The following is a 24264-nucleotide window of genomic DNA, read 5'->3' as shown; positions in this document are numbered from 1 at the left end:
CCAATTTCTCAACCTTCATTTCCGCTGCCAAACATCTTCATCATGTACATCAGACTTCCACTTTCGACACCGAGTAGCCTTTCTACGTTAAATATAAAAGCTGGTATTCGTAAAGCTCGCTCTTCATTCGTCATGTCCACCATATCATCATCGAAAACGGTATTCGTATATGCCACAACCATTTCCATACATTCATACGGATGCGGCGTATTGAATAGCCCCTGCTCAATGCCCTCGCGGATGATTTCCGTCAGTATTGCCGGGACGTTATTGATGATGACCTTTTGTATTTTTTGATGCATCAACGCGTTTTGTGGCTTATGAATATGATCAATAATTTCCTTACCGTTGCCACCACTTATATTCAGTGCCATGACAACGCGAATAATACGCTCATTGACCTCTATATTCTTATCAGCGGCAATTTCCTTCGCCGCTCCTAAGATAGAGAAAGTATAGCGCTCAATCAACGCGTCCATAATATCTTCCTTCGACTTGAAGTGATAATACAGCGTGCCCCGCGCAATTCCAACCTTTTCAAGAATATCGTTTGTACTTGTTCCATCAAAGCCCTTCAGAGTGAAAAGCTCATCAGCTGCATCAAGTATATCGTTCCTACGCTCCTCAGCTTTTTTTATAACTCTCATCATAACAATTCCTCCACATTTAGACCGACTGTCTGTCTATTTTGTAATTCCATATTAGCATGTGTGATTAACTATTTGCAAGAGCATTTGGATTAATTTTGAAATCATCACAATATTGTGTACGAAAAAATCTGCAAACTTTCCCATGAAAGTTTGCAGATGATTAATTAATGTGAAACTTAATCAGTAAATTTCTCTCTTTCCTCTAAATAATTTTTATACGCTTCTTCGACTTTATCACTTTTAGGTACTATTTTTTTATGAATATCGTTTAACAAATATAATCCTCTAAAAATACAACCCATAACAATTCCAATAGCAATAAGACCACCCAAAAATGGGCCAACCATTAATACTAATATCCATCCTAATACTAAACTTAAAATTATGGATAAAAACAAATACATGTAACCCCTCCATCTTTGCTTAAAACCTTTTTTAACGCTTGTGCTATTTACTCCAATTTCAGTTAACCAAAATTTGGTTGTACCCCCATCTGTTATAATAACACGTATTAAAAGCTCGGGGGTGGTAAGCATGATTTACAAGCAAACGGAAAAGACAATTGAAACGAACCGATTACTGCTACGTCTATTCACGAAATCGGATGCTCATGAAGTTAGCACAATGTGTAATAATTATAAGCACATTGAATTTACCTTATCCTTATCCTCTAGAATGTGCGCTTTCATGGATTGAACATCATGAGAAAAACTTTGAATTAGAGCGAATGTACGAATTTGCGATAACCGACAAACAAAGCGGACAGTTATATGCTGCTATTGCGCTTTCCAATCATCCGCAATATCAAAATGGGGAAATGGCTTATTGGATTGGTAAACAATACTGGGGAAAAGTTTTGGAACGGAAGCAGCGAAAGCCATGATAGAATTTACTTTTAGCGAAAAAAATTATCATCGTGTGTATGCACGTTATTTCAAATCAAATCCCGCATCTGGAAAGATCATGGAGAAGTGTGGCATGGACTATGAGGGTACTTTGAAAGACCCTGTTTTTAAAAACGACTCTTTCGAGGATATTGTCTATTACGGAATAATCAACCCCAGTGTTAAGTAGTTGATGAATAGCTAGAGCCGATCCTATAAATATAAGTATCAGCTTTTTCAAATTCATGTACAATAATAGGCAAAGTAAAGTACTGAACGAACGGAATAAAAGTGAAACTATACATTCTGAAGGGGAACCTGGTATGAAAATTGCTATAATAGCTGACATTCATGGAAATAAAGATGCCTTACAAGCTGTACTAACTGATATTAAAAAACGAGGGATTCAATCTATATATAATTTAGGAGACAGCTTATACGGTCCTTTATTCCCATTGGAAACTTATGATCTTTTAATAAAACCAAATATTCATAGTATTAAAGGAAATTGCGATAGAATTTTATTAGAGCAGGAAACGTCTAATTTAACAGTTCAATATGTACAGAATTTATTATCGGATGAGCATAGGACGTGGATTTCCGACTTACCTAGTTTTTTACAAACGGATGACTTCTATTTTTGCCATGGTACACCAACAAGTGATGAAATATATTTGTTAGAAGAAATGAGTTCTAATGGTTCAGTCCTTAAAGAGTCTGAGACTATTATGAATTATGTAAGTGGTATCCCTCAAAAGCTTATTTTTTGTGCACACACACATATACCAAGAGTTGTTTATCTCCCAAATAATAAAATAATTATTAATCCTGGGAGTGTTGGATTACCGGCTTATGAGGATGAATTACCAATCTATCACAAAATGGAATCAGGTTCACCATTTGCAAACTATACAATAGTTACAAAACAAGAAGATGAGTGGCTGATAGAGCAATTACATATTCCATATAATCGGGATGAAGCAATTAACGAAAGCGAAAAAAATGGTCGTTTAGATTGGGCTAGAGCACTGAAAACAGGAAGAATTTAAAATAAGGGAACTTTAATAACTTTATTGTCACTTTATACCTAGGACATAATATCGTTTTTCAAATCTAGTTCAAAGAGGCACCTAAAAGTTTGGAAGTGCCTCTTTTTCTCTACTATCTATTATTTACTATTTCCCACATCACTATAATGATTATAGATTGTGATTTGGTTTCTTCCATTACGTTTTGACGCATAAAGTGCTTCATCCGCATGTTGTATCAGTTCTTCAACCTCTGTAATTTTACCTAGTTTGTTTGTGCTTACTCCAATACTAAATTCCAAATGAACATCTTCATCATTGATTGCTAAGGATAGAGAAGTTAATGTTTGATAGAGATTTTCTGCCATCGTTTGGACAGATTCGCCTTCCTTTAATTGACTAAGGACAATAAACTCATCTCCTCCAAAGCGAGCTACAATGGACTCAAATGGTTGAAAATAATTTTTTAATGTTGTAGCGGTAGTCGTCAACGCATCATCCCCAAATAGATGACCATTTGTATCATTAATAGTTTTAAAATGATCTAAGTCCACCATCATTAACGCTAATTGCTGATTTTCTGCAGAAGCTTTTGCCACCATCTTTTTCGCATTTTCATCAAAGTATCGCCGATTATAAATATTTGTTAGCGGATCAACGTTGGAGGTTTTTTCAAGTTGTTTCTTCTGGTCGTTATACTCCATCTCGAATAAGACATGTGTATAATTTTCTCTTTGAATCTCTAATAAAATATTTATAAATTCCTTTTGTATCGCACACAAAACAATTCGATTACCTTGCTCCTCAATCAAATTTACTAATGCATTGTAGATTGTTTGCAGCAACGCTAAATCATTATTTTGTAAGGCATAATACTTCGACTTTTGATAGAAATCAATGGCCTCCCCAACACGTCCCTGCTTCTCACAAAGTAAGGCGTATGCATTTAACACTTCTAATTGTACCTTTGAATAGGGTGGCTGTTGAATCGTCACTAATAATTCTTGCAATATTTCATTTGCTGCATCAAATTCCCCTAGCCAAATTTGTGCAACAGCTAAATTGATTTTAGGATGGATAACCCCTGTATAAGGATTTTCATGCTTTGTCTCAAAAGCATTGGCGTAGTATAAGCTTTTTAAAGCAAACTCTTTTGCTTTTTGGTAGCTTCCTAATGAAATTTCTAAATCACTTAAATTATTATAAATTTTCCCCATACTCTCGACATGTTGAATACGTTCAGCAATTTTTAATCCCTTGAGCATAAACTCCTCTGATTTCTTTAAATGACCGAATGTTCCCCAATAAATGGAGGCTAAAATATAATGATGGATTAAATCAATATCGTTGCCGTATTGAAAGGTTAATTCACGATATTGCTCCAACACCCCTATTGAAACCTGTAAATCACCTGTTTGAAAATAACTTGCACAACGATAGCGTAATAAAAGGATAGCTTTATCATACATACTAAGTGCAATAGCACTGTCAATTGCGGCACTGCTTAATTCTATATATTCTAAAAAGCGATTCGCATTATATAATTCATTTAACGAAATCCACAATTCTTCAAATTCTTGTGTATTCATACCGCCCCTCCTCGTATTCACCCTTACTTCTTTAATACTACCTATACACATAAAATATTACAATTCTTCGGACTCATTTATTTTCAAATAAATAAGTAATTTAACCTAAATAACATTTCGAATGATTATTTCCTCCTAAAAGTCTTTTGTCGATCTCTCTAAAACCGACTTATTCTATGACTAAATAATTCTGTATGACTTGGTGTATTTTTTATGACAGTACCAAAACTATAATTTTCTTCCAAATAAAAAACAAGCCTCTTGTATAGAGACTTGTTAAGATTCTTTAATACCTAATATCTCCTTTAACTTTTCTGATCTTTCCTGATCAAGGTGGATTGTACCGGCATCAACTTTATGGAGATAAAGTGAGTGACCATAACTAATCCAAACATCCACGCGCACTCCCTCAAGCATAAATGAATATTTTGGTGGCTCCTTCATCTTGTCATGATTGTCTGGCGTCTGCCAATCCGTTAGCTGGAAAAATTGAATGACTTCCTGTTCATTTTGAATGTCGAGCTTCGTCGTCACAGGAGGTTCAGTGTATTCAATAACTTCGATGTTGTTTAATAAGCCATAAGTGGTGGCAACCCCATTTTCCTCATGAGTTTCACTTCCTGATGATTCTAAAGAAATGTAATCTCCTCGTTTTACAGGGAAATCATCTAAGATTGGATACCATGTAGCATTATCATATTGCTTCACGATTTGAGCTTCAGACAGCTTTTCTAAATCTTCTGGAATGGCTCCTTCCACAAATAAAAAGGCATTGGATTCTATTTTTATGGCTGTTCCCACATAGATCAAGCCACGTGAATTTGAATAATTACGGATACCCATTTCCTTCTGGAATGCTGTTGCCTGCTCGGCAAAATGTGCTTGAAAATAACGAAGGGCATCGTTGGCAGCTATTTGATGGGCTGACATAGAGAAAGTTGGATATTTTTCATCATAAAGTGTATTGAGCTTTTTCCTCGCAGCATACATCGGTAACATCGGTTCAATATACATCTTAAAATATTGGTCGAGCCCTTGCTCTTGAAAAAGCTCCGCATACGGCGTTGATTGTTGAAGCAGGACAAGCTCGTCATAGCGCTCTTTTTTCTCCGCTTCTAGCTCTGCCTTAGACGTTGTCATGCCTAATGATTTTGCATAATAATAATAGGCAACTAGTTGCTCATATCTATTAAAAGCTTCGGATTTATTAAATTCATCGTCTTGTTCTCCCCACATAAAATGCGTAACATTTTCAAAATGCTCCAGCTGCGTCTCGTTAAACATCTGTGCAGATTGTTGCGTTTCCTTATTCAATAGCTGCACTAAGACAAATCCTGCTAAACATAACGTTACGATGGCCGTTAAAAGCGCGAAACGAATGGGCTTTTTTGGTTTGACCTTTTGTTGCTGCAAGATACGTTTTTTGACACGCTCTTTACTCGCTACCATATCCCCTGCCACTTTCACCAATTCTATTTGCCATTTATTCATGCCCGAGCACCTCCCATTCCTCCTGCTTTAGATGTGGCTTCAGGGCTTCTCTTGCCCTTCTTAACCTTGTTTTCACCGTGTTTTCTGCAATCCCTAGAACCTCTGTTATTTCTGCAATCTTCAATTCTTCATAATAATAAAGGATTATGGGCTCTCTATATGGTAATGGAAGTTTTAAGATAGCTGCCCCAATATGCGATCTTTCCTCCGCTTCAATTAGTTCATCGCGCTGCTTGTTGGCATACGTCGGAAAGATTTTTTCTTGTAAAATTAATTTTTTATAATGCCAGCTTTTTAAATAATCTTTGCATTTATTAATCGTTAGCGTGGATAAATAAGCACGTAGCTGTCCGCGCTCCTCGTAGACATGCTGAGAAAATTTGATAAAAACCTCCTGTACAATATCCTCTGCGGTATGCTTATTTTTCACGTAAAAATAGGCGAGACGAAGTAAATGCTCTGCATGTTCATCGATAATTTTTTCAAGTATGCCGTTCACCTCCCCTTCTTACACTATAAACGACTGCCAATAAATGACCGTTTCACTTTTTTCAAAAATTCCGATAAATCACCTTGACCTTGGAGCATCCTCCAATGTTTCGATTATTTCAGGAGGTGATCATATGCAAATCAAACAGTTTGCAGCAAAATATCATTTATCTACTGATACTGTTCGTTACTATGAAAAAGAAGGTTTACTTCATCCAAAGAAACAAGACAATGGGTATCGAGTGTATGATGACACTTGTGAAAATACGATTAAGTTTATTCTAGTATTGAGACGGCTTGGCTTTACATTACAAGAAATAAAGCATCTGCTGACACTTGAACAAAAGCCTGTTTCAGCATCCTGTAATGAAGAAACCGTACAGCTATTCTCTGCAAAAATCACACACATCGAACAGCAATAATTGTTTTATCAGCAAGCACTTCAATCCTTACAGCTAACTAAAACCTTAATGGCTGATGGGAAATTTGCAGAAAATCAAGTAGTGATCGCCTCGCTTCTAGAGGATATGTATCAAAAATTACAGGCTGGTCGTGGTCATCATGAAACTACGTAAAATTATTTCTCTTGAATATCTAATAGTCTTTTTACTATGTGTATTTTTCTACTGGCAAATATCGGACATAGGCTTTGTGACGATGTCTACACCACTTTTAATGGCATCATTTATGTGGCTAGCTCATATCTTTTTAGACCGCGCGCTCTGCTATGGCTTAAAATATGACAAAGTCTTTACTAAAACGCAATTACAGCAAATCGAATAAAGTTTGGAGTTTATCGAGAGTTTTTTTAAATTTATCGAAAAAATTTGCTCATTTATCGATAAAAATTTGAACTTATCGAAATATAACCATTGGAGGCCACCTATGTTATTAAATTTAGCTCTTCGCTTTGTATGCTACAGGACGGACGCAAATAGCTACAATCTTTGCCATAGTAATTACCATTAACCAGATTTTATTATCCGTATTTAATCAACGAGCATAACAAAAAAATCCACTCTATAACAGAATGGATTTTCGAAATATATTAAATAAATCGCTTAAACATTGTTTCATATAACGCAACAATTAGTACGCCACCTAGTATAGGAATGAAAGAACTAAAACTGAAATAAAAGCCTTCATCATTGTATTCACCGAAGAAATGGAATTGCAGCCATGAAACGTCATACGTTGCACCTACACCATATAAAAAAGCTGTACTAAATAAAAACAACGCGAAACATTTTATACATTCATTCCTCTTCATACCATTCACCTCACTTCATGATGGTCATTTGATTGGCATAGGCAACTAAATCTTCTTTTGTCAGTTCTGGATTTTCTCTAATGATATTGTATTGGTAACCATTTTCCTGCCAGCTAATCGTTAAAAATTCACCTAACTCCATAAAGGTACCCTTTTGTCCTCGCACCTCAATTGGTTTTTCATCTTGAGTGTCACCAAACTCGGTATAACTCTCGGTAATTTTAAAGACTGAAACTGAAAAAGCAGGTTGCTCATCTTTTTGATATTCAAATGAAAACTCTGGACGTTCCTCCATCTTCATATCTTGGATTGTCGATAAAGTTACACCATTTTCTTCTGGCACCATTAAAAATTCATCAAGCTGCTCTTTTACAACATCCAGTGTTACTGCCTCAGGTTCCTGCGTAGTTATTTCTTCTATTTTAACATCTTCTGGAATATCTACTGTAAATTGCGCTTCATCAATTTTTGCATCTATATCTATTTTGGTATATTCCGTAGTCATTTTACTTCCTGCACTATTCATTACGGTTTTTAATGTTTGCCACGTTTTTTTATCGATCCATACTTCCATATCGCCAATTAATGTATCAGCCTTTTTAGCTTTCGCTACCATTTTGTACGTATCTCTGCCTGCAATTTTCTCTTCTCCGTCAATCTTTATATCATGCGTATCCTTCACCATATTAAATAACATTTCCGCCTGATCCTTCGGTGATTGCAGACCATCCAAATCACCTTCTTTATAATTCATCTTCTGAGCAGTTTTTTCAACAACATCATACATTATGATTTGAGAGCCATTATTGACGGAGATGAAATGCTCCCCATTTTCAGTTGTCATGTCAATGCGTCTTTTACCATCCTTTGACCACTCCTTAACATGAGCTATCCCGCCAGCCTCGCCCATATCCATTGTAAATTCGCCGTAATATGGTAGTGGTTCTTTCGTTTCTTGTAACGCTTGATCAATAATTTCCTGTGGTGAATACGATGCCTCCGTATTACAACCTACTAAGCTAAATGTAAGTGCAGCAACTAAACCAGCTGCACGTAATGATTTTTTCCAATTCATCATCAAATCTCTCCTTTATAATGTGGTATCCAACACAGTACAGCTGTTCCAAAGTTTTCTTTGGATACAAGTTCAACTGTCCCACCATGTTTTTCTATGATTTGTTTCGCAATATTTAAGCCTAATCCAGTGCCTCGCTCTCCAGCCTTTGTTCGTGCTGTATCTGCTTGGTACATCGGCTCAAATAGCTTTTCAATTTCTTCTTTATTGATCCCTTGACCGCTATTTTGTACTATCATGTAGATACCTTCTTGCTTTGTCAGTGCAGATTTTACAAAATCAAAGCACCATGTAGGGCATTTCCCAGCATTTACGGCTGCTAAGCCTATTGTGCTACCTACTTTCCCATAGCGCCAAGCATTACTCATTAAATTATCGATCACCCGTTGAAGTTGCTTCGGATGCACGGCGAATAGACCTTCAACTTCACAACTAGCTGCAAGCGTATATCCTTGATCCTCACATAGCGTTTCATAATCAGACAAAGCCATCTCAAAAAACTCTGCCCCATCAACTGTAACTAGTTCTAAATCATAGCTAGAAGATTGGAGTAATGTGTACATCAGTAAATCCTCAAACATATGCTTCATCGTTTCAGCCTTTGTTAAAATAATCTCTCGATATTCGCACTGCTGCTCTTCCGTTAACGCCTTGTTTTGCAAAGACTCCGCATATGCTTGAATAGAAGTAAGAGGCGTTTTTAAATCATGTGAAATACTAGCAATCATTAGCTCCTTTTGCTGTTGTTCCGTTTTTAAGTGAGCGCGTGCCAGTTCAATTTCGTCCTGCATGGCAAAAAAAGTTTGTGCAAGTTCACCAATTTCATCTTTTCTTGTCCCTAAATTCGATGCCACCTGTTCTCCCTTTGCAAAGGCACGCATTTGCCTCATTAGTTCCTTTAACGGTCGATTCAATTTACGATTAAGCAGCATTATAACCGCAGTATAAATGAGGAGAAACAGTAGTATTGAGCTAGCTATGACAAGCCAAGAACGATTTTGTACTCCTTGTACCCAGTCCGTCCTAACTAATTGAACTTCATAAATGCCAGCAAATTCTCCTTTTTCATAAACAGGTTCTTTATACGTAAAGGCATTGTACTTTTGCTTTAAATCATATAAATCTGTAAATATTTGATCCTTAGAGATAAATCCCGATTTCAACGGATTTGAGGAATACAAAACAAAGCCTGATTTCGAGTAAAGTGTAATCGCGAGCTGTTCATTCGTTAATGCTTCTATTTCTTTGATATCCGCATTTTTTTTATAATGCTCAGGATTGTCGAGCACAGATTTAACCTTATTAAGCTCTGTCCACTTTTCGATAGACTCGAGAACGTTTTTATCGTGATAATAGGCGTTAACCCATACATAAAGGGTATATGCACCAGCAATCGGTAAAACCATTACGATGAAGAAAGTAATGAGTAACCATGTTTTAATTTTCATAATGCTTCCCCGATAAAGCGGTAGCCCTTACCCCATACAGTCTGAATAAAATACGGGGTTTTAACCGGATCATTTAGCTTTTCTCGTAGTGCCTTTATATGTACCGTTACTGTATGAGTCTCATCCACACTTGCCTGCTGCCAAATATGCTGATAGAGCGCCTCTTTTGAAAAGGTTTGGCTTGGATTTTTCGCAAGTAATTTTAACAACGCAAATTCCTTTTGTGTTAAGGCAAGCTCTTCATCATGAAGACTCGCTGCTTCCTTGTGCCAATCAATTTTTAAGCCATGCGCAAAGGATATTATATCTTCCGTTATTTCTTTTTTGTTATAACGTTTCCAGCGACGTAGATGTGAGGCAACACGTGCCTTTAACTCCTCTAAGCTAAACGGTTTCGCTATATAATCATCAGCCCCCTGCAAGCCCTCCACCTTATCTGCCTCTTCCTTACGCGCACTCATCATTAAAATAGGCACTTCACTTTCCCAGCGAATATTTTGGCAAACCGTAAGCCCATCCATTTCCGGTAGCATCCAATCAACTAACACTAAATCGAACGCACCCGTTTGAAAATCAGCCACTCCTTCCAGTCCTGTTGTCGCCCAAGTAACTTGGTACCCCTCTTGTTCAAGAGTATCCTTCACTATACGCCCAATCGCCGTATCATCCTCAATCAGTAAAAGCTTTTCTTTCATCTGTCTTCCTCCTGTACTTACCTTACTATGGAAAATTACATTTTTTCCGAACTTTACACTTTCTTTATAATTACCATAAATCGACTTTTAGGTTTGCACAAGAGGTGTATGCATATTGCTGTTCCTATCTGTCGGTTTGGACAGGCTATCCATCACTTCGGCTACTATATCCGTCAGTTCGGCCAAGCTATCTGTCACTTTGATGTTACTATCCGTCACTTGCCCTTCTATCCGTCATTTCCGCGGGTCTATCCGTCATTTCGACCGCGCTATCCGTCACTTTTATTTTTCTATCCGTCAGTTCCCTCTCTACTGCCACTTTCTCTGTTCTATCAGTCAGTTCGAACAGGCTATCCGTCTCCTTTGCCCTTCTATCCGTCATTTCCGCCTCTTTATCCGTCATTTCTCTCTACCGCCACTTTCTCTGTTCTATCAGTCAGTTCGAACAGGCTATCCGTCTCCTTTGCGATTCTATCCGTCATTTCTGCCTCTTTATCGGTCGCTTACCTCTTTATCGCCGATCTCAAAACAAAAAGGAATGCACGCAAGTTGTGCATTCCTTCTTTATATTAGAAAAATAAACCTAAGAAAAAGTAAATAGTTGCAGCCATGACTGCAGAAATTGGCATTGTGATTACCCATGTTGTCACGATTTTTCGTGCCATGCCCCATTTTACACCTTTTACACGATGTGCTGTCCCTACACCCATGATGGATGAAGAAATAACATGTGTTGTTGATACTGGTAAGTGAATTAATGTCGCTCCAAAAATGATCGAAGCAGAAGCAAGATCAGCTGCAACTCCATTTACTGGACGGATTTTCATAATCTTACCACCAACTGTTTTGATGATTTTATAACCACCTACAGATGTACCAAGACCCATGGCACAAGCTGCTGCAAAACGTACCCAGAAAGGAATATCATCAGTATGATGTAAGCCACCAGCGATTAAAGCGAGCGTAATAATCCCCATCGCTTTTTGCGCATCGTTTGTTCCGTGCGTAAATGATTGTAATGCTGCCGTACCTATTTGCATTGTTCGAAAGCCTTTATTTGTGCGATATAAATTCATATCCTTAAAAATAATTTTAAATAAAGACATCATTAGGAAACCAGCTGCAAACGCGAGTAGTGGCGAGAAAATAAGTGCCTGAAGAATTTTTATAAAACCACTATAGTTCAATGCATTAAAGCCTGCTGCTGCAATGGCAGCCCCCGCCACAGAACCGATTAAAGTATGTGAAGAACTAGATGGAATGCCAAAGTACCATGTTACTAAGTTCCATGTAATTGCAGATAATAATGCTGCTAAAATAACGACGGAACCTGTAACATCTCCGTCAAAAGCATTCAAGCTGAACGGGTCAACAATATCTTTTGTTAATGCTTTTGCCACCCCAACGAATGTAATTGCTCCGATGAAGTTCATAGCCGCAGCCATATATACTGCAGTACGAGGCTTTAATGCCCGTGTTGATACAGAAGTTGCTATCGCGTTGGCTGTATCATGGAAGCCGTTAATAAAATCGAACACAAGTGCGAATAAAACGACTAATATTGTTATCAGTAATATCGTATCCATTTCGTACACTCCATCTTACGCGTTACGCATAATTATTGTTTCAATTGTGTTTGCTACTGTTTGGCAGCTGTCTGCAATATCTTCAAATTGCTCGTAAATATCCTTGAACACGATAAGACGCAGTGGGTCCTTTTCTTGAATAAATAGTTGCTTCATAGAAGAACGGAAAATTTCATCGCATTCACGCTCATAGTCTTTGATTTGAATAGAATGTTTACGCATTTCAACAAGCTTTTTGCTGTTTAGTAGCTCCATTGCTTGTACCATTTCGTCTGTGCTTTTTGCAATGTATGTTAAAAATTGACGCATCGGATCTGTTACTTCTGTTAAATTATACATATTAAAATGAGCAATGCAGCCTTCCATGCCGTCAATGACATCATCTAATTTATTGGCAAGTGCTAATATATCTTCACGCTCAATAGGTGTCATAAATGATTTATTCAGCATGACAATCAGCTCATGAATCAATTTATCTCCACTTGTTTCATATTGTTTCATTGTAACAGCGATCTCTTTTAGCGCATCTATATCTTGAATGCGTGCATTATGAGCAAAGTAAATACCTTCATTGACATTTTTAGAGATTTTTAATAATGCTTTAAAAAATGGATCTTGCTTATTTGAGTTGAACATTATGTTCCTCCTGTTGGATAGAATATTGTCGTTTTCTGCAATCATCATAACAAAACCTTTACACAATTCTACAGATTTTTAAACATAAACGAGTTGAATTTACAAAGATGTAATATTAAAATTGCCACATTTATTTTCAAGGCATTTTCCAAGTTACAAACGTTGGAAACCCCATAATAAAAATCACCATTTTATCTTTAAATATTACGGATTTTTCTTTTATTTTTATAAAAATACTTGAAAAAACTTTTTTTCTCTTTATTTTGTTTTCGTTATAAATGTTAAGGAATTGTAAACGATTTTTACATCAATTACGCCTTGACATCATTGCTGACGGTGAAATGTCATTGTGAATTATTTCAATTCACAGTACTCTTATATGAAAAATGTATTCTTTACAATTGACGAAGGACGTGTGTCTACATATGGATATCGATTTACTATCGCTCGTAATACTATTAGTGCTTGGTTTTATCGCATCCTTCTTGAATGCGATAGTCGGTGGCGGTGGTTTGATTTCATTACCTGCGCTAATGGCTGTTGGTTTACCACCTAGTACAGCTATTGCCACAAACAAACTCGCCAATACAATTAGTAATGGGACAAGCATGCTAACATTTTTACGTGCTGGTAAAGTTGACTTAAGAAAGATTGCGAAAGTAATGCCTTTTATTTTTATTGGCTCATTCATTGGTGCCTATACCGTACACCTTGTATCACCAGCCATTTTAAAACCTCTAATGCTTGTTATGCTCGTTCTAGTGACCGCTTATACGGTGTTCAAGAAAGATTGGGGACAGCAACCAGATGAGCGGACATTAAGTACAGTAAAGAAGATCGTATTTATTGGCGCTTTTGCAGCTATTGGGTTTTACGATGGTTTCTTTGGACCTGGTACTGGTTCATTTTTTATTTTCCTTTTACTCATGATGGGAAATGATTTCTTACAAGCTGCTGGGAATGCCAAAGCGTTTAATTTTACATCGAATTTAGCAGCGCTTATTATGTTTTTACTATTAGGAGAAGTCAATTTTTTATACGGACTGCCAATGGGCTTCGTCATGATATTTGGGGCAATCTTAGGTTCTAAATTTGCGCTGAAGCGTGGGACAAAAGTGATGCGATTCATTTTTATCATCATGACTTGTACATTGATTGTCAAAAACGCATGGGATTATTTCAGTATCCATTAAGATTAGAAATCGGTAGCGAACAAGTTACCGATTTTTTTCTACTCATTCAGTGAATATAGGAGAAGAACAAAGCGCAACTTATTAATTCAATTTTCAGTCAATTGACAAAAATTATAAGCGTGCTATAATACTTTTTAGCTTCACCGCGTTGAAGCGAAGAAGTAAGTGTTGGGAGGATTAGCATGTTTCGAATTGAAGCAAAAAGTAACCCTCGATTTATTGAGGCTAGCTTCATCATACTTTTAATTATTGCCACGATGGCATTCAGTATCGGGTATCTACAAGCGACACCCCATATTCCTATTATTCTTATTATTTCAATTTTAATTGCCTATGGACTTTTAAAGAGAGTCCCATTTCGCGAATTAGAAGCTGGTATGATTGCAGGTGCAAGCGCTGGACTTGGAGCAGTCTTTATTTTCTTCTTTATCGGGATTTTGATTTCAAGCTGGATTATGGGTGGGACAATTCCGACGCTTATCTACTATGGTTTTTTAACGGTTTCACCTAGCTTTTTCTTCGCCATAGTCTTTCTGATTTGTAGTATCGTTGGTATTTCAGTTGGTAGCTCATTAACAACTGTTGCGACTGTCGGCGTTGCTTTCATGGGGATTGCTGGCGCAATGGATATTTCATTAGCCATTACTGCTGGTGCAATTGTTTCAGGCGCATTCTTTGGTGATAAAATGTCTCCCCTATCAGATACAACAAATCTTGCATCTGGTACGGTTGGTGTAGACCTTTTCGAGCATATTAAAAATATGGGTTGGACAACCATTCCAGCTTTCGTCATTTCAATTGTTCTTTATGCAATCTTATCACCAACAGGAGCAGATACTTCGTTTGAAACAGTTGAGCAATTTAAAGCGGGGTTACTGTCAACTGGACTTATTCATTGGTATACATTATTACCAATAGTTGTTCTTGTTATTATGACTTTTTATAAAGCGCCTGCACTGATCACTCTTGCAGTCGTATCCATTATTGGTGTTGGACTTGCCTACATACAAGAACCGATTGCCCTGTCAAATGTCTTTAAAATACTTTTCGATGGCTATGTATCTACTACAGGTAATGAAAGCATAGATGCTTTACTGACGCGTGGTGGTTTGAACAGCATGTTATTTACAATTGCCTTAGTATTACTAGCATTAACAATGGGTGGTCTATTATTTACGCTCGGTATTATTCAAAGTATTTTAGCAAAAGTTGAGAGCTTCTTTACAAGTGCCGGCTCTGTTATTACAGGAGCTGCCATTACAGGAATCGGTGTCAACACCTTAATTGGGGAGCAGTATTTATCGATTTTACTGACTGGTGAGGCTTTTAAAGCACAATTTGCAAAGGTTGGACTTGCCCCTAAAAATCTATCACGTGTCATGGAGGACGCAGGTACTGTTGTCAATCCTCTTGTTCCTTGGAGTGTTTGCGGGATCTTCATCGCTAGTGTACTAGATATACCAACAACTACTTATCTACCATTTACCTTCTTCTGTTTACTAGGACCAATTCTAACGGTACTATTTGGGTGGAGTGGCAAAACATTAACAAAGCTTGAAAAATAGTATCTGGGTAGCTGATGGAAACGACAGCTACCTATTTTTTGTTTAGCTATAAATCTTCCCCTCTAGTGCTTCGATTAAGAATCTTAAAAAAATCCTATACTTCAATTTGCTTAACATTCTAAATATTTAATTTTATGTTAATATTAAACTATACAATGGGGAGGTTTTTACATGTCAGCTATGATAACTTTAATGGAAGATTTCCAGAAATTTTTTATGCATTATCAAAACGTATGGAATAGTTGTAATGCACTGGAGATGAATGCTTTTATGTCAAGAGATATAGCCATACGATGGGCAGGACCTGAGGCTAGTATTTCGGATTGGGGATACGAGGAAGCTAAAGATGGGTGGGTAGAGGCCTATCAACAATATGAAGGCCAAAATCCGAAATGGCACTTTAAAGATTTGCACATTACACCTGCATCTGAAAATGAAGTAATTGCGACGTTTTGTGTTACTTTTGAAATCAACGGGCAACTTGTAGATGCAGCAAAACTATTTGTTCAAAGATTCCGAAAAGAACAAAATGATGAATGGACATTAATGAGAGAGTATTGTGAACATTTACGTTCTGAATGTATTATTTCTAGAGTATAATGAACCTCTATATTCCAATTTGGAATCAAAACTCATGATTTTCTACAATTCTGTTCACTCCAGTCCTCTGTTATGCTCAAACAAAGGAGATGAAGTGATATGACAACAAAATGGAATGCCAATCTATACGATCAAAAGCATGACTTTGTTTCAAAATTTGGAGAGAGTTTAGTAGACTTACTAGCCCCACAAAAAAATGAAGACATTTTAGATGTCGGCTGTGGCACAGGTGATTTGGCACATGAAATTGCAGCTTTAGGGGCTACTGTTCAAGGAATAGATGCCTCTACAGAAATGATTATAGCCGCTCAGAAAAAATATCCGGACATAACATTTCAAGCTATAGATGCTACTGCCCTTCACATGACAAATCAGTTTGATGCAGTCTTCTCAAATGCAGCACTGCATTGGATGAAGGAGCCGGATCAAGTCATTCAAAATATTTACCATGCACTGAAAGATGGCGGTCGCTTCGTAGCAGAAATGGGTGGGCACGGCAATATTGCTTCTATTGTATGGGCACTTCAAAAAAGTATGGAGGCTTTCAAGCTACCGTATATAGAGGAATATTTCCCATGGTATTTTCCAACATTAGAAGAATATCAATCGAAATTAGAGGATGCTGGCTTTAAAGTTGAGATGATTACGTTATATGAGCGACCAACACCTCTTCAGGGCGAGGATGGACTACGTAATTGGCTAGTAATGTTCAGTCATAATATGCTACAGCATTTATCTGACAACGAAAAAGAAAAAATTTATGCGAAATGCGATGAACTATTAAAGCTAACTTATTACAAGGATCATCAATGGGTCGCTGATTATTGTAGACTACGCTTTGTTGCTATAAAAAAATAATAAAAATAAAGAGGCTGGACATAAGTATATTTTCAAAGCAAAATTTAAAAATTTCACATTAGAAAAGCGCGAGAAATCAACGTTTCTAAAATTGACTTCTTGCGCTTTTTAAGGTTTTGAGCAGTTTTGTCCCAGCCACTTTTTCTTCTTATGAACGAGGTAATAAAATAACAATAACACCAATCAAACAAATGCCTGCTCCAACCCAATCCAAGACATCTGGTTTTTTGCCGTCTATTCCCCAGCCCCATAAAATGGAAAGGACAATAAAGACACCTCCGTAGGCTGCATAGACCTTTCCAAAGGTTGGGAAGGATTGAAAAGTAGCGACAACCCCATATAAAGCCAACGCAATACCACCTAAAATTCCCCAGTAAACGGGCCTACCTTCTCTTAGCCAAAGCCAAATTAAATAGCCACCCCCAATCTCTCCAATTCCAGCAAGGATAAATAATAATGTTGCAATAATCATATTTTCACTCTTTCTACAACAATCTTTTCAACTCAATTATACAGGGAGAACAAAAAATTTCGCTTCCCTGTACTGAGTGACATCAGAAGAATTTTTTCAACCTGTAATACTCCACATCGCTCCCTTTAGAGATTCTTACTTATAAGTCCACCAACTTAATTATTGAATATAAATCTCCCAATTCACTAAGTCTTTTCTCCAGAAGACTTTCTATATTCTCACTTAATGGCAATTGTTCAGATGAAAACGAGGCAAATTGTAAGCTTTCACCAATCATAACTGAATATTTCCTATGTTGAAACATTGTAATATCATTCGAATCATTACCGAATGCTATTTATTCTTCTACACCTCGATTTTGTCTCTATTGTTTTTTGGGGTTAGCGTTTAAATGAACTTTTAAATACTGGATAAATGGATGCTCTACTATATCTGATTTGCGTGTACATATAAATAAACTTTGCTGAATATCTGCTTGTTCAACATACACTCGAGCTAGTTTCCCATTTGCAATACTTTCTATCACACTATAGGAAGGAGCTAAAGTCATACCGTACCCTGCTTCCACCACTTTAATCGATTCATGTAAACCCTGCATTTGAAGTCCTAATTTAGGTAATGGGCCGTTAAAAGTGTAAAAAAACGACTCCAATAAATCAAGTGTTGAACTACCACGTTCCCGATAAATAAAATCCTCATTCGATAATTCGTAAATGGGGACAGTTTGATTTGCTAAAGAATGTGAAGGGTGAACAATAAACCAAAACGGAATATCTACTATTTTTTCAAACTGTAAATCAGGGTGACCAATTTTACTTTGCACGACAAAACCAAAGTCTACCTCATAATTCAGCACTTGCTCTTCCACGGATTTTACATTGCCTAACGACACGAAAAATTCAATGTGAGGATTACTAAGCTTATACCTTGCTATTATAGGCGGAAGTATATAGTTAATTGGTATATAAGAAGAAGCAATATGTATTTTGTCTTCCTTTGCTAAAAATTTACCGAGCTTTTCATCAATTTGAAACTTTCCCTCGGGAGTTAATTGAATGCCACGTTTGGCGCATTTATAGCCACTCTATTATCAGAACAAATCATGAATATGGTAGCATGTGTAAGTTTAATTTCCGCATTTTTTATTGTACTTGGCAGTAATAAATTTATTGTGAAGGATATAAAAGAAATACAGGAACAGCCACTTAATAAACTCATTCCGTTTATGATCTCCATATATGACGGTGGTTTTGGACCAGGTTCAGCTCTTATGAATATAACCTATTTTCTGAAAAAGCAATATATCTATATAAAAGCGGTTGAGTTAACAAGAATTATCACGTTTTCAAGTTGTACAGGTGCCTTTCTCTTCTATTACTTTACTGGCATTGTTAATTGGGGAATTGCTATTCCTGTTTCAATTGGCTCTATTGTTGGATCTTTCTTAGGTTTAAAGTTAATTCCTTATATCAAAACAAAATGGATTCAGATTTTACTACCAATCATTTTTTTCTTGCTAATTGTTCAGGTCGTATCAGATTTATTGATATAAGTCACTCTATCTGTTTCTCACTAAAGAGCCAAGTTCTATTACTTTCTTTCGGCCAGTGTACAACTATATCATGGAAAGACACTATGAGAAAGCCTGAACAGCATAACTGGAGGTGCTAGTCCTATCATCGCTGCTGCTGGATTTTCTAAATCAGCTAGCATATCGAGCATGCAGGTTTCGAATTGTGGACTGTTAAAGATATAATCCCTACGCAAATAGACCCCCGATTAACCATAGTGCCTGTTTTAACAGCATCGACTCACTTCCATATTGTTATTTATCCCGCTCTAACAGGCAGCAGCATTTTATGACCTCTACCCTTTGGTGTCGTTGTAAATAGTATGGCAAACCTGTTGGAACGCCTCTATATCTGCTGATACATATTTCGTTAAAAAGTAGGTATTCGATACAATATGCGAAAATTCCTTTAGCGAATAGCTATGAAGCAATTGCTGCTGATATTCCGTTTCGATGACACTCTTTGGTAAAAAGGCGATGCCTAGACCTTGTTTGACGAAGTTTTTAATGACCTCTGTTTGATGAATATGCATGCTTTTATAGCTTGGCAATTGTTGCAGTACTTGTTGGACTTCCTGCCAGTAAGGTGCATATTCATGTGTTAATATTGTTTCCTGTTGTAAGAGCGTTAAAGCATCTGTCGCCCTTTTCGACATCGGTGCAATCAATTGAAGGGGCTCCTCTGCAAGGACAACTGTATGAATGTCACGTGTCGATGTCAGTTTGGACAAACCGATATCTACTTTGCCTGCATGGACCGCTTCCCCAATTTCATTAGATTTTAACAGTTCAATTGCTATTTGAATGGAAGGTTTTTGCTGCTGAAATGTGTGAATGATTGCTGGTAATGTAGAATTGGCAATTTGAGGTGCAACACCAATCGTTAGCTGGGATGTATAACCATTCATAAAAGATGTTGTATTCTGTAATGCTTCATCAAGCGTCGCCACGATTTTTTCTGCTTGTTGGAAAAAATAGGAGCCGATATGATTTAATTTCACTTGTTTCCCCTGCCTATCAAAAAGGGGTGTTTGCAGTTCTTTTTCTAGATGCTGAATATGCTTTGTTACCGTTGATTGTGTTATAAAACGTTGTTCTGCCGTCTCACGAAAATTTTCTGTTTTAGCAGCAACGATGAAAGTACGTAACCATTCTGATTCCATAGACAAGCCTCACTAGTTTTTCATTCATTATAACGAAAATTCCCTTTGTCTGGAAACCTCTTCAAGAACAAAAAAAGTAGTTGAAGATCCCCACTCTCCAACTACTTATAACGTTATCACGATTCATGAACAGCTTGCTTCACTTTTTCTAGTATTTCATCAGCTGTAGCTAATTGCAATGCTTCTGTTGCTAATGCTTGCATATCCGTTACAGATAAATTTTTAATTAAGGAACGAGTTTTTAAAATGGATGTTGCACTCATTGAAAATTCATCTAAGCCTAAGCCTAGTAATAATGGAACAGCATACTCATCCCCTGCCATTTCACCACACATGCCAGCCCATTTCTTTTCTTTGTGTGCCGCATCAATGACCATTTTAATAAGACGTAAAATCGCAGGATTATATGGTTGATATAAATAGGATACTTTTTCATTCATACGATCTGCTGCCATCGTATACTGGATTAAATCATTTGTACCAATCGAGAAGAAGTCTACTTCTCTCGCAAAAGTATCTGCCATCACTGCTGTTGATGGAATTTCAACCATAATACCAATTTCAATCTGTTCGCTAACGGCTATGCCTTGTGCCAGTAAGTTTTCCTTTTCTTCTAAGAGAATCGCTTTCGCATCACGGAATTCTTGTAATGTCGCAATCATCGGGAACATTATTTTTAGGTTACCGTAAGTGGATGCACGCAGTAATGCTCTGAGTTGGGTACGGAAAATATCTTGATAATCCAAACATAGACGAATCGCGCGATGGCCAAGGAATGGATTCATTTCTTCTTGGAGCGCTAAATATGGTAAGTTTTTATCTCCACCGATATCCAGTGTACGGATAACAACCGCTTTTTCTTCCATACCTTCTAATACCATTTTATATGCTGTAAATTGTTCGTCCTCTGATGGTAAGTTTTCGCGTCCCATATATAAAAACTCTGTACGATATAAACCGATTCCTTCTCCACCATGACGAAGTACGCCCTCTAAATCATCGGGTGATCCAATATTGGCAGCAAGTTCAACTTGAACACCATCTTTGGAAATCGTTTTTTCATGAAGCAATGTTGCCCATTCTGCTTGTTGAGCAGTAAAGTCTTGTGCTTTTTTTCTATAGGTTGCAACAACGTCTTCTGCTGGATTCACAAGTACATTACCAGTTAAACCATCCACTATTAATAAATCACCGTCTTGAATGGTCGTGGTCGCTGTACCTGTCCCTACAACCGCTGGAATTTCAAGTGAACGTGCCATGATGGCTGAGTGAGATGTACGACCACCAATATCTGTTGTAAAGCCTAGTACAAATTTACGATCTAATTGTGCAGTCTCTGAAGGTGTTAAGTCATTTGCTACCACAATTACTTGCTCACTAATGTTACTTGGATTTGGAATATGTACACCGAGTAAATGTGCTAAAACACGGTTTGATACGTCTTTAATGTCTGCAGCACGCTCACTCATATATTCATCATCCATACCTTCAAATAATGATACAAACATCGTCGAAACTTCATTCAATGCATATTCTGCATTCACAGCTTCATCAGCAATTTTTTGGTTGATTGGTCCAATTAATTCTGGATCTTTGACAACAAGTAAATGAGCACCAAAAATCGCTGCTTCTTGTGCGCCTAGCTTTTCCTGCGTTAGCTGCTGAATAGCAGCTAGTTCTTCTTCTGTTTTTTCAAGTGCGGCTGCTAAGCGTTGCTGTTCTGCATCGATATCCTGAATGGCTGTTTTCGTGAACGTTAAATCTGGTTGTACTAAACGACAAGCTTTTGCAATGGCAATGCCGTCAGATGCGGCAATACCTTTGAGTTGTATCATTGTGCTAGCCCCGTTTCTGAAATTAATTTCGTTAACGCAGTAAACGCTTGTTCTTCATCCTCCCCTTCTACTTGTAGTGTGAAAGTTGCACCTTGTTTTAAACCTAATGCCATAATGCTTAAAATAGATTTTAAATTCGCTGTTTTTTCTTCTGTCTTTAACTCTACGGAAGAAGCAAATGGTGTTGCTGCTGCTACGAGCTGGCTAGCTGGACGTGCGTGAATACCTTGTGGATCTACTACTATAAATTGTTTTGTTTTCATTGTTCATTCTCCTCTTTTTGTAAGTCTGTTAAAATGATAACATTCGGATGTTTTGTTAACACACTTGCTGGTACAGCTTCTGTATATTCAGATGCAAGCACACGTTCTAATACAGTACGTTTAGCTTCTCCAACAGCGATTAACAAAATGCACTTTGCGCGAATAATAGATTGAATGCCCATCGTATATGCTTCGGTTGGCACTTCATCAACGGAATCAAAGAAGCGTGCATTTGCTTGGCGCGTTGATTCTTCAAGCGTTACAAGATGTGTCAGCGAATCAAATGACGTTCCTGGTTCATTGAAACCGATATGACCGTTTTGTCCGATACCAAGCAATTGAAAATCTAATGGATACTGTTGCAATAATGATTCATAACGAGCCGCTTCCTCTGTAGGATTATCAGCTAAACCATTAGGTAAATGGGATTCTTTAAATGGTTTGTGGTGAAATAAATGTTTGTACATATAATATGCGTAGCTTTGTTCATGTTTAGCACTTAACCCAACATATTCATCTAGATTAAAGCTCATACAATTGGTAAAGTCGGCATCAGTTTCGCAAATTTTAGCATATAGCGGTTCCATTGTACCACCCGTAGCTAGACCAAACGTTGTAGCACCGTCATTTTTAGCATTTACGATAATGTCAACTGCTCGAGTGTATAAATCTTCTTTGGAAGAAAAACGTTCTAATTTCAATTCTTCATTCCCCCTTTTTATCACAACTAGCACTTAGGCTTCGTAGATCACCTTGCCACCCTTAATCGTTTGCTGCAACATTAAATGTTCATCTAGAATCACAACGTCCGCATCAAACCCTTGCTCGATTTGACCTTTGTTAGCCAATTGTAGTTGTTGTGCTGCATTATAACTCGACATTTTAACAAGTTCTTCTAACGTGCAGTTCGTGATGAGTTGCATATTGCGTACAGCTTGGTCCATTTTTAAAACACTACCAGCAAGAGCTCCATTTGATAAATGGGCGCCACTTTCAGAGACGTGAACCAATTGACCACCTAAATCATAATCACCATATGGCATTCCTTTCGCTCGCATTGCATCGGTTATTAAAATAATACCGTCTGCTCCTTTTAAACGATAGGCCATATTTACGGCATCCTTATGCATATGAATAAAATCAACAATGATTTCTGCCTTAATTTCCTCTAATAATAATACACCACCGACAACACCTGGATCTCGATGATGGAATGGGCGCATTTGGTTGTATAAATGTGTGCCTTGTGTTGCACCCTGACGTACCGCTTCTTTCATTTGCTCAAAGGTTGCATCAGAATGACCGATTGAAACGACCACACCACTTTGGGCAATGGCTTGAACTACCTCAAATCCATTTGGTTCTTCTGGAGCCATTGTAATTTCTTTAATTTTATTGCCACTTAATTTTTGCCACTTTGTAAATACAGCAAAATCAGGTGGTACGATATGGTCAATGGGCTGTGCACCTACACGATTTTTTGAAATAAATGGACCTTCAACATGAATACCTAGAAGTTCCGCCTCATCTGGATTTGAAGCAAACTGCGCAATAGTATCAAGGGCACGTTCAATATTTTGATAGCTTTGTGTCATGGTCGTAGCTAAAAAGCCTATTGTGCCTTCTTTAGCAAGTGATTTTGCCATCGTATGAAGGCCTTCATTTGAAGCATCCATCGTATCCATTTGAGCGGAGCCATGGATATGCATATCGATATAACCAGGGATTAAAAATTTGCCTGTACCATCTAGTTGTTGCACATTGTCTACGTGTATTTGTTGCGCAATTAGTGCAATTTTTCCATCCTTCATGAAAACATCGACATGTTCCTTTCGCCCTGTTGCATTAACGACTGTGATGTTACGGATTAATAAATTCATTCAAAACATCTCCTAGGATATATA

General features: G+C 37.3%; 29 protein-coding genes and 1 pseudogene. 10 read left to right on the top strand and 20 right to left on the bottom strand.

The features are described 5' to 3' along the window. Positions 1-8: 8 nt before the first annotated feature. Both ACIQXF_RS12015 and ACIQXF_RS12010 read right to left on the bottom strand, forming a co-directional pair. Positions 9-647 (bottom strand): TetR/AcrR family transcriptional regulator, encoded by a 639-nt coding sequence (locus tag ACIQXF_RS12015; protein ID WP_402783207.1) that lies wholly within the window; start codon positions 645-647, stop codon positions 9-11. Positions 648-826: 179 nt separating this feature from the next. Continuing rightward, positions 827-1054: a hypothetical protein gene (locus tag ACIQXF_RS12010; RefSeq protein WP_402783134.1), complete on the bottom strand. Its 228-nt coding sequence runs from the start codon at positions 1052-1054 to the stop codon at positions 827-829. Positions 1055-1184: 130 nt separating this feature from the next. Here ACIQXF_RS12010 and ACIQXF_RS12005 point away from each other — a divergent pair. Both ACIQXF_RS12005 and ACIQXF_RS12000 read left to right on the top strand, forming a co-directional pair. Beyond that, a pseudogene (locus tag ACIQXF_RS12005) lies at positions 1185-1724 on the top strand (GNAT family N-acetyltransferase). Between the two features lie 133 nt (positions 1725-1857). Next, on the top strand, positions 1858-2583 hold the full coding sequence (locus ACIQXF_RS12000; RefSeq protein ID WP_402783132.1) for a metallophosphoesterase family protein: 726 nt from the start codon (positions 1858-1860) through the stop codon (positions 2581-2583). A gap of 119 nt (positions 2584-2702) precedes the next feature. Here ACIQXF_RS12000 and ACIQXF_RS11995 read toward each other — a convergent pair whose 3' ends face one another. From ACIQXF_RS11995 to ACIQXF_RS11985, 3 genes are all read right to left on the bottom strand, one after another. Next, on the bottom strand, positions 2703-4151 hold the full coding sequence (locus tag ACIQXF_RS11995; RefSeq protein WP_402783130.1) for a tetratricopeptide repeat-containing diguanylate cyclase: 1449 nt from the start codon (positions 4149-4151) through the stop codon (positions 2703-2705). Between the two features lie 276 nt (positions 4152-4427). Then, a complete protein-coding gene (locus ACIQXF_RS11990; RefSeq protein ID WP_402783128.1) occupies positions 4428-5642 on the bottom strand; it encodes a hypothetical protein in 1215 nt (404 codons plus the stop codon). Further along, positions 5635-6141, bottom strand: a complete 507-nt coding sequence (locus tag ACIQXF_RS11985; RefSeq protein WP_402783126.1) for a sigma-70 family RNA polymerase sigma factor — start codon at positions 6139-6141, stop codon at positions 5635-5637. Before ACIQXF_RS11985 ends, ACIQXF_RS11990 begins: the two co-directional genes overlap by 8 nt. Positions 6142-6265: 124 nt before the next feature. Here ACIQXF_RS11985 and ACIQXF_RS11980 point away from each other — a divergent pair, with 124 nt between their 5' ends. Genes ACIQXF_RS11980 through ACIQXF_RS11970 form a run of 3 tightly spaced genes read left to right on the top strand, consistent with a single transcriptional unit; the run spans position 6266 to position 6914 of the window. Continuing rightward, positions 6266-6553 carry a MerR family transcriptional regulator gene (locus ACIQXF_RS11980; RefSeq protein WP_402783124.1) on the top strand — a complete coding sequence of 96 codons (288 nt, stop codon included), beginning with the start codon at positions 6266-6268 and terminating at the stop codon, positions 6551-6553. After that, on the top strand, positions 6554-6706 hold the full coding sequence (locus ACIQXF_RS11975) for a hypothetical protein (protein ID WP_402783122.1): 153 nt from the start codon (positions 6554-6556) through the stop codon (positions 6704-6706). Then, the gene (locus ACIQXF_RS11970) at positions 6693-6914 is read left to right on the top strand and encodes a DUF4260 family protein (protein ID WP_402783120.1); all 222 of its coding nucleotides are present in this window, start codon (positions 6693-6695) and stop codon (positions 6912-6914) included. Before ACIQXF_RS11975 ends, ACIQXF_RS11970 begins: the two co-directional genes overlap by 14 nt. 265 nt (positions 6915-7179) lie before the next feature. Here ACIQXF_RS11970 and ACIQXF_RS11965 read toward each other — a convergent pair whose 3' ends face one another. From ACIQXF_RS11965 to ACIQXF_RS11935, 7 genes are all read right to left on the bottom strand, one after another. After that, the gene (locus ACIQXF_RS11965; RefSeq protein WP_402783118.1) at positions 7180-7368 is read right to left on the bottom strand and encodes a hypothetical protein; all 189 of its coding nucleotides are present in this window, start codon (positions 7366-7368) and stop codon (positions 7180-7182) included. Between the two features lie 43 nt (positions 7369-7411). Beyond that, positions 7412-8479 carry a LolA family protein gene (locus ACIQXF_RS11960; RefSeq protein WP_402783116.1) on the bottom strand — a complete coding sequence of 356 codons (1068 nt, stop codon included), beginning with the start codon at positions 8477-8479 and terminating at the stop codon, positions 7412-7414. After that, positions 8479-9924 carry a HAMP domain-containing sensor histidine kinase gene (locus ACIQXF_RS11955; RefSeq protein WP_402783114.1) on the bottom strand — a complete coding sequence of 482 codons (1446 nt, stop codon included), beginning with the start codon at positions 9922-9924 and terminating at the stop codon, positions 8479-8481. Before ACIQXF_RS11955 ends, ACIQXF_RS11960 begins: the two co-directional genes overlap by 1 nt. Next, positions 9921-10619 (bottom strand): response regulator transcription factor, encoded by a 699-nt coding sequence (locus ACIQXF_RS11950; protein ID WP_402783112.1) that lies wholly within the window; start codon positions 10617-10619, stop codon positions 9921-9923. The genes ACIQXF_RS11955 and ACIQXF_RS11950 overlap by 4 nt, the downstream gene beginning before the upstream one ends. 208 nt (positions 10620-10827) lie before the next feature. Further along, positions 10828-11022, bottom strand: coding sequence for a hypothetical protein (locus ACIQXF_RS11945; protein WP_402783110.1), 195 nt, complete (start codon positions 11020-11022; stop codon positions 10828-10830). 166 nt (positions 11023-11188) lie between these two features. Then, positions 11189-12205 (bottom strand): inorganic phosphate transporter, encoded by a 1017-nt coding sequence (locus tag ACIQXF_RS11940; RefSeq protein ID WP_402783108.1) that lies wholly within the window; start codon positions 12203-12205, stop codon positions 11189-11191. A gap of 15 nt (positions 12206-12220) precedes the next feature. Beyond that, the gene (locus ACIQXF_RS11935) at positions 12221-12841 is read right to left on the bottom strand and encodes a DUF47 domain-containing protein (RefSeq protein ID WP_402783106.1); all 621 of its coding nucleotides are present in this window, start codon (positions 12839-12841) and stop codon (positions 12221-12223) included. 425 nt (positions 12842-13266) lie between these two features. Here ACIQXF_RS11935 and ACIQXF_RS11930 point away from each other — a divergent pair, with 425 nt between their 5' ends. The 4 genes from ACIQXF_RS11930 to ACIQXF_RS11915 all read left to right on the top strand — a co-directional run bounded on the left by ACIQXF_RS11930 (position 13267) and on the right by ACIQXF_RS11915 (position 17057). Further along, entirely contained in the window at positions 13267-14034 is a 768-nt protein-coding gene (locus ACIQXF_RS11930; protein ID WP_402783104.1) for a sulfite exporter TauE/SafE family protein, read from the top strand. Between the two features lie 182 nt (positions 14035-14216). Next, entirely contained in the window at positions 14217-15599 is a 1383-nt protein-coding gene (gene nhaC, locus ACIQXF_RS11925) for a Na+/H+ antiporter NhaC (protein WP_402783102.1), read from the top strand. Between the two features lie 171 nt (positions 15600-15770). Then, entirely contained in the window at positions 15771-16199 is a 429-nt protein-coding gene (locus tag ACIQXF_RS11920; RefSeq protein ID WP_402783100.1) for a hypothetical protein, read from the top strand. A gap of 99 nt (positions 16200-16298) precedes the next feature. After that, positions 16299-17057 carry a class I SAM-dependent methyltransferase gene (locus ACIQXF_RS11915; protein WP_402783098.1) on the top strand — a complete coding sequence of 253 codons (759 nt, stop codon included), beginning with the start codon at positions 16299-16301 and terminating at the stop codon, positions 17055-17057. Positions 17058-17205: 148 nt separating this feature from the next. Here the strand turns inward: ACIQXF_RS11915 and ACIQXF_RS11910 are convergent, their stop codons facing one another. The 3 genes from ACIQXF_RS11910 to ACIQXF_RS11900 all read right to left on the bottom strand — a co-directional run bounded on the left by ACIQXF_RS11910 (position 17206) and on the right by ACIQXF_RS11900 (position 18508). Next, a complete protein-coding gene (locus tag ACIQXF_RS11910; RefSeq protein ID WP_402783096.1) occupies positions 17206-17529 on the bottom strand; it encodes a YnfA family protein in 324 nt (107 codons plus the stop codon). A 139-nt stretch (positions 17530-17668) separates the two neighbouring features. Next, positions 17669-17866, bottom strand: a complete 198-nt coding sequence (locus ACIQXF_RS11905; protein WP_402783205.1) for an HAD hydrolase family protein — start codon at positions 17864-17866, stop codon at positions 17669-17671. 27 nt (positions 17867-17893) lie between these two features. Beyond that, complete coding sequence (locus ACIQXF_RS11900; protein WP_402783203.1) at positions 17894-18508, bottom strand: LysR substrate-binding domain-containing protein; 615 nt, start codon at positions 18506-18508, stop codon at positions 17894-17896. 72 nt (positions 18509-18580) lie between these two features. Here ACIQXF_RS11900 and ACIQXF_RS11895 point away from each other — a divergent pair, with 72 nt between their 5' ends. Continuing rightward, the gene (locus ACIQXF_RS11895; protein ID WP_402783094.1) at positions 18581-19081 is read left to right on the top strand and encodes a sulfite exporter TauE/SafE family protein; all 501 of its coding nucleotides are present in this window, start codon (positions 18581-18583) and stop codon (positions 19079-19081) included. 314 nt (positions 19082-19395) lie between these two features. Here ACIQXF_RS11895 and ACIQXF_RS11890 read toward each other — a convergent pair whose 3' ends face one another. The 5 genes from ACIQXF_RS11890 to nagA form a co-directional block, all read right to left on the bottom strand. After that, on the bottom strand, positions 19396-20262 hold the full coding sequence (locus ACIQXF_RS11890; RefSeq protein ID WP_402783092.1) for a LysR family transcriptional regulator: 867 nt from the start codon (positions 20260-20262) through the stop codon (positions 19396-19398). Positions 20263-20378: 116 nt separating this feature from the next. Next, positions 20379-22097, bottom strand: coding sequence for a phosphoenolpyruvate--protein phosphotransferase (gene ptsP / locus ACIQXF_RS11885; protein WP_402783090.1), 1719 nt, complete (start codon positions 22095-22097; stop codon positions 20379-20381). Then, the gene (locus ACIQXF_RS11880) at positions 22094-22360 is read right to left on the bottom strand and encodes an HPr family phosphocarrier protein (protein ID WP_402783088.1); all 267 of its coding nucleotides are present in this window, start codon (positions 22358-22360) and stop codon (positions 22094-22096) included. The genes ptsP and ACIQXF_RS11880 overlap by 4 nt, the downstream gene beginning before the upstream one ends. Next, a complete protein-coding gene (locus ACIQXF_RS11875; RefSeq protein ID WP_402783086.1) occupies positions 22357-23061 on the bottom strand; it encodes a glucosamine-6-phosphate deaminase in 705 nt (234 codons plus the stop codon). The genes ACIQXF_RS11880 and ACIQXF_RS11875 overlap by 4 nt, the downstream gene beginning before the upstream one ends. 33 nt (positions 23062-23094) lie before the next feature. Further along, positions 23095-24240: an N-acetylglucosamine-6-phosphate deacetylase gene (gene nagA, locus ACIQXF_RS11870; RefSeq protein ID WP_402783084.1), complete on the bottom strand. Its 1146-nt coding sequence runs from the start codon at positions 24238-24240 to the stop codon at positions 23095-23097. Between the last annotated feature and the right edge of the window lie 24 nt (positions 24241-24264).

The organism is Lysinibacillus sp. NPDC097231 (assembly GCF_044761885.1).
In the GTDB taxonomy this organism is placed as follows: domain Bacteria; phylum Bacillota; class Bacilli; order Bacillales_A; family Planococcaceae; genus Lysinibacillus.
This window is presented reverse-complemented; position numbering and strand designations above follow the sequence as displayed.

Excerpts from the sequence above, each read along its gene's own strand:
- ACIQXF_RS12015 (WP_402783207.1), bottom strand. The coding sequence starts at position 647 with ATGAGAGTTATAAAAAAAGCTGAGGAGCGTAGGAACGATATACTTGAT.
- ACIQXF_RS12010 (WP_402783134.1), bottom strand. The coding sequence starts at position 1,054 with ATGTATTTGTTTTTATCCATAATTTTAAGTTTAGTATTAGGATGGATA.
- ACIQXF_RS12000 (WP_402783132.1), top strand. The coding sequence starts at position 1,858 with ATGAAAATTGCTATAATAGCTGACATTCATGGAAATAAAGATGCCTTA.
- ACIQXF_RS11995 (WP_402783130.1), bottom strand. The coding sequence starts at position 4,151 with ATGAATACACAAGAATTTGAAGAATTGTGGATTTCGTTAAATGAATTA.
- ACIQXF_RS11990 (WP_402783128.1), bottom strand. The coding sequence starts at position 5,642 with ATGAATAAATGGCAAATAGAATTGGTGAAAGTGGCAGGGGATATGGTA.
- ACIQXF_RS11980 (WP_402783124.1), top strand. The coding sequence starts at position 6,266 with ATGCAAATCAAACAGTTTGCAGCAAAATATCATTTATCTACTGATACT.
- ACIQXF_RS11970 (WP_402783120.1), top strand. The coding sequence starts at position 6,693 with ATGAAACTACGTAAAATTATTTCTCTTGAATATCTAATAGTCTTTTTA.
- ACIQXF_RS11960 (WP_402783116.1), bottom strand. The coding sequence starts at position 8,479 with ATGATGAATTGGAAAAAATCATTACGTGCAGCTGGTTTAGTTGCTGCA.
- ACIQXF_RS11955 (WP_402783114.1), bottom strand. The coding sequence starts at position 9,924 with ATGAAAATTAAAACATGGTTACTCATTACTTTCTTCATCGTAATGGTT.
- ACIQXF_RS11950 (WP_402783112.1), bottom strand. The coding sequence starts at position 10,619 with ATGAAAGAAAAGCTTTTACTGATTGAGGATGATACGGCGATTGGGCGT.
- ACIQXF_RS11945 (WP_402783110.1), bottom strand. The coding sequence starts at position 11,022 with ATGACGGATAAAGAGGCGGAAATGACGGATAGAAGGGCAAAGGAGACG.
- ACIQXF_RS11940 (WP_402783108.1), bottom strand. The coding sequence starts at position 12,205 with ATGGATACGATATTACTGATAACAATATTAGTCGTTTTATTCGCACTT.
- ACIQXF_RS11935 (WP_402783106.1), bottom strand. The coding sequence starts at position 12,841 with ATGTTCAACTCAAATAAGCAAGATCCATTTTTTAAAGCATTATTAAAA.
- ACIQXF_RS11930 (WP_402783104.1), top strand. The coding sequence starts at position 13,267 with ATGGATATCGATTTACTATCGCTCGTAATACTATTAGTGCTTGGTTTT.
- nhaC (WP_402783102.1), top strand. The coding sequence starts at position 14,217 with ATGTTTCGAATTGAAGCAAAAAGTAACCCTCGATTTATTGAGGCTAGC.
- ACIQXF_RS11920 (WP_402783100.1), top strand. The coding sequence starts at position 15,771 with ATGTCAGCTATGATAACTTTAATGGAAGATTTCCAGAAATTTTTTATG.
- ACIQXF_RS11915 (WP_402783098.1), top strand. The coding sequence starts at position 16,299 with ATGACAACAAAATGGAATGCCAATCTATACGATCAAAAGCATGACTTT.
- ACIQXF_RS11910 (WP_402783096.1), bottom strand. The coding sequence starts at position 17,529 with ATGATTATTGCAACATTATTATTTATCCTTGCTGGAATTGGAGAGATT.
- ACIQXF_RS11890 (WP_402783092.1), bottom strand. The coding sequence starts at position 20,262 with ATGGAATCAGAATGGTTACGTACTTTCATCGTTGCTGCTAAAACAGAA.
- ptsP (WP_402783090.1), bottom strand. The coding sequence starts at position 22,097 with ATGATACAACTCAAAGGTATTGCCGCATCTGACGGCATTGCCATTGCA.
- ACIQXF_RS11880 (WP_402783088.1), bottom strand. The coding sequence starts at position 22,360 with ATGAAAACAAAACAATTTATAGTAGTAGATCCACAAGGTATTCACGCA.
- nagA (WP_402783084.1), bottom strand. The coding sequence starts at position 24,240 with ATGAATTTATTAATCCGTAACATCACAGTCGTTAATGCAACAGGGCGA.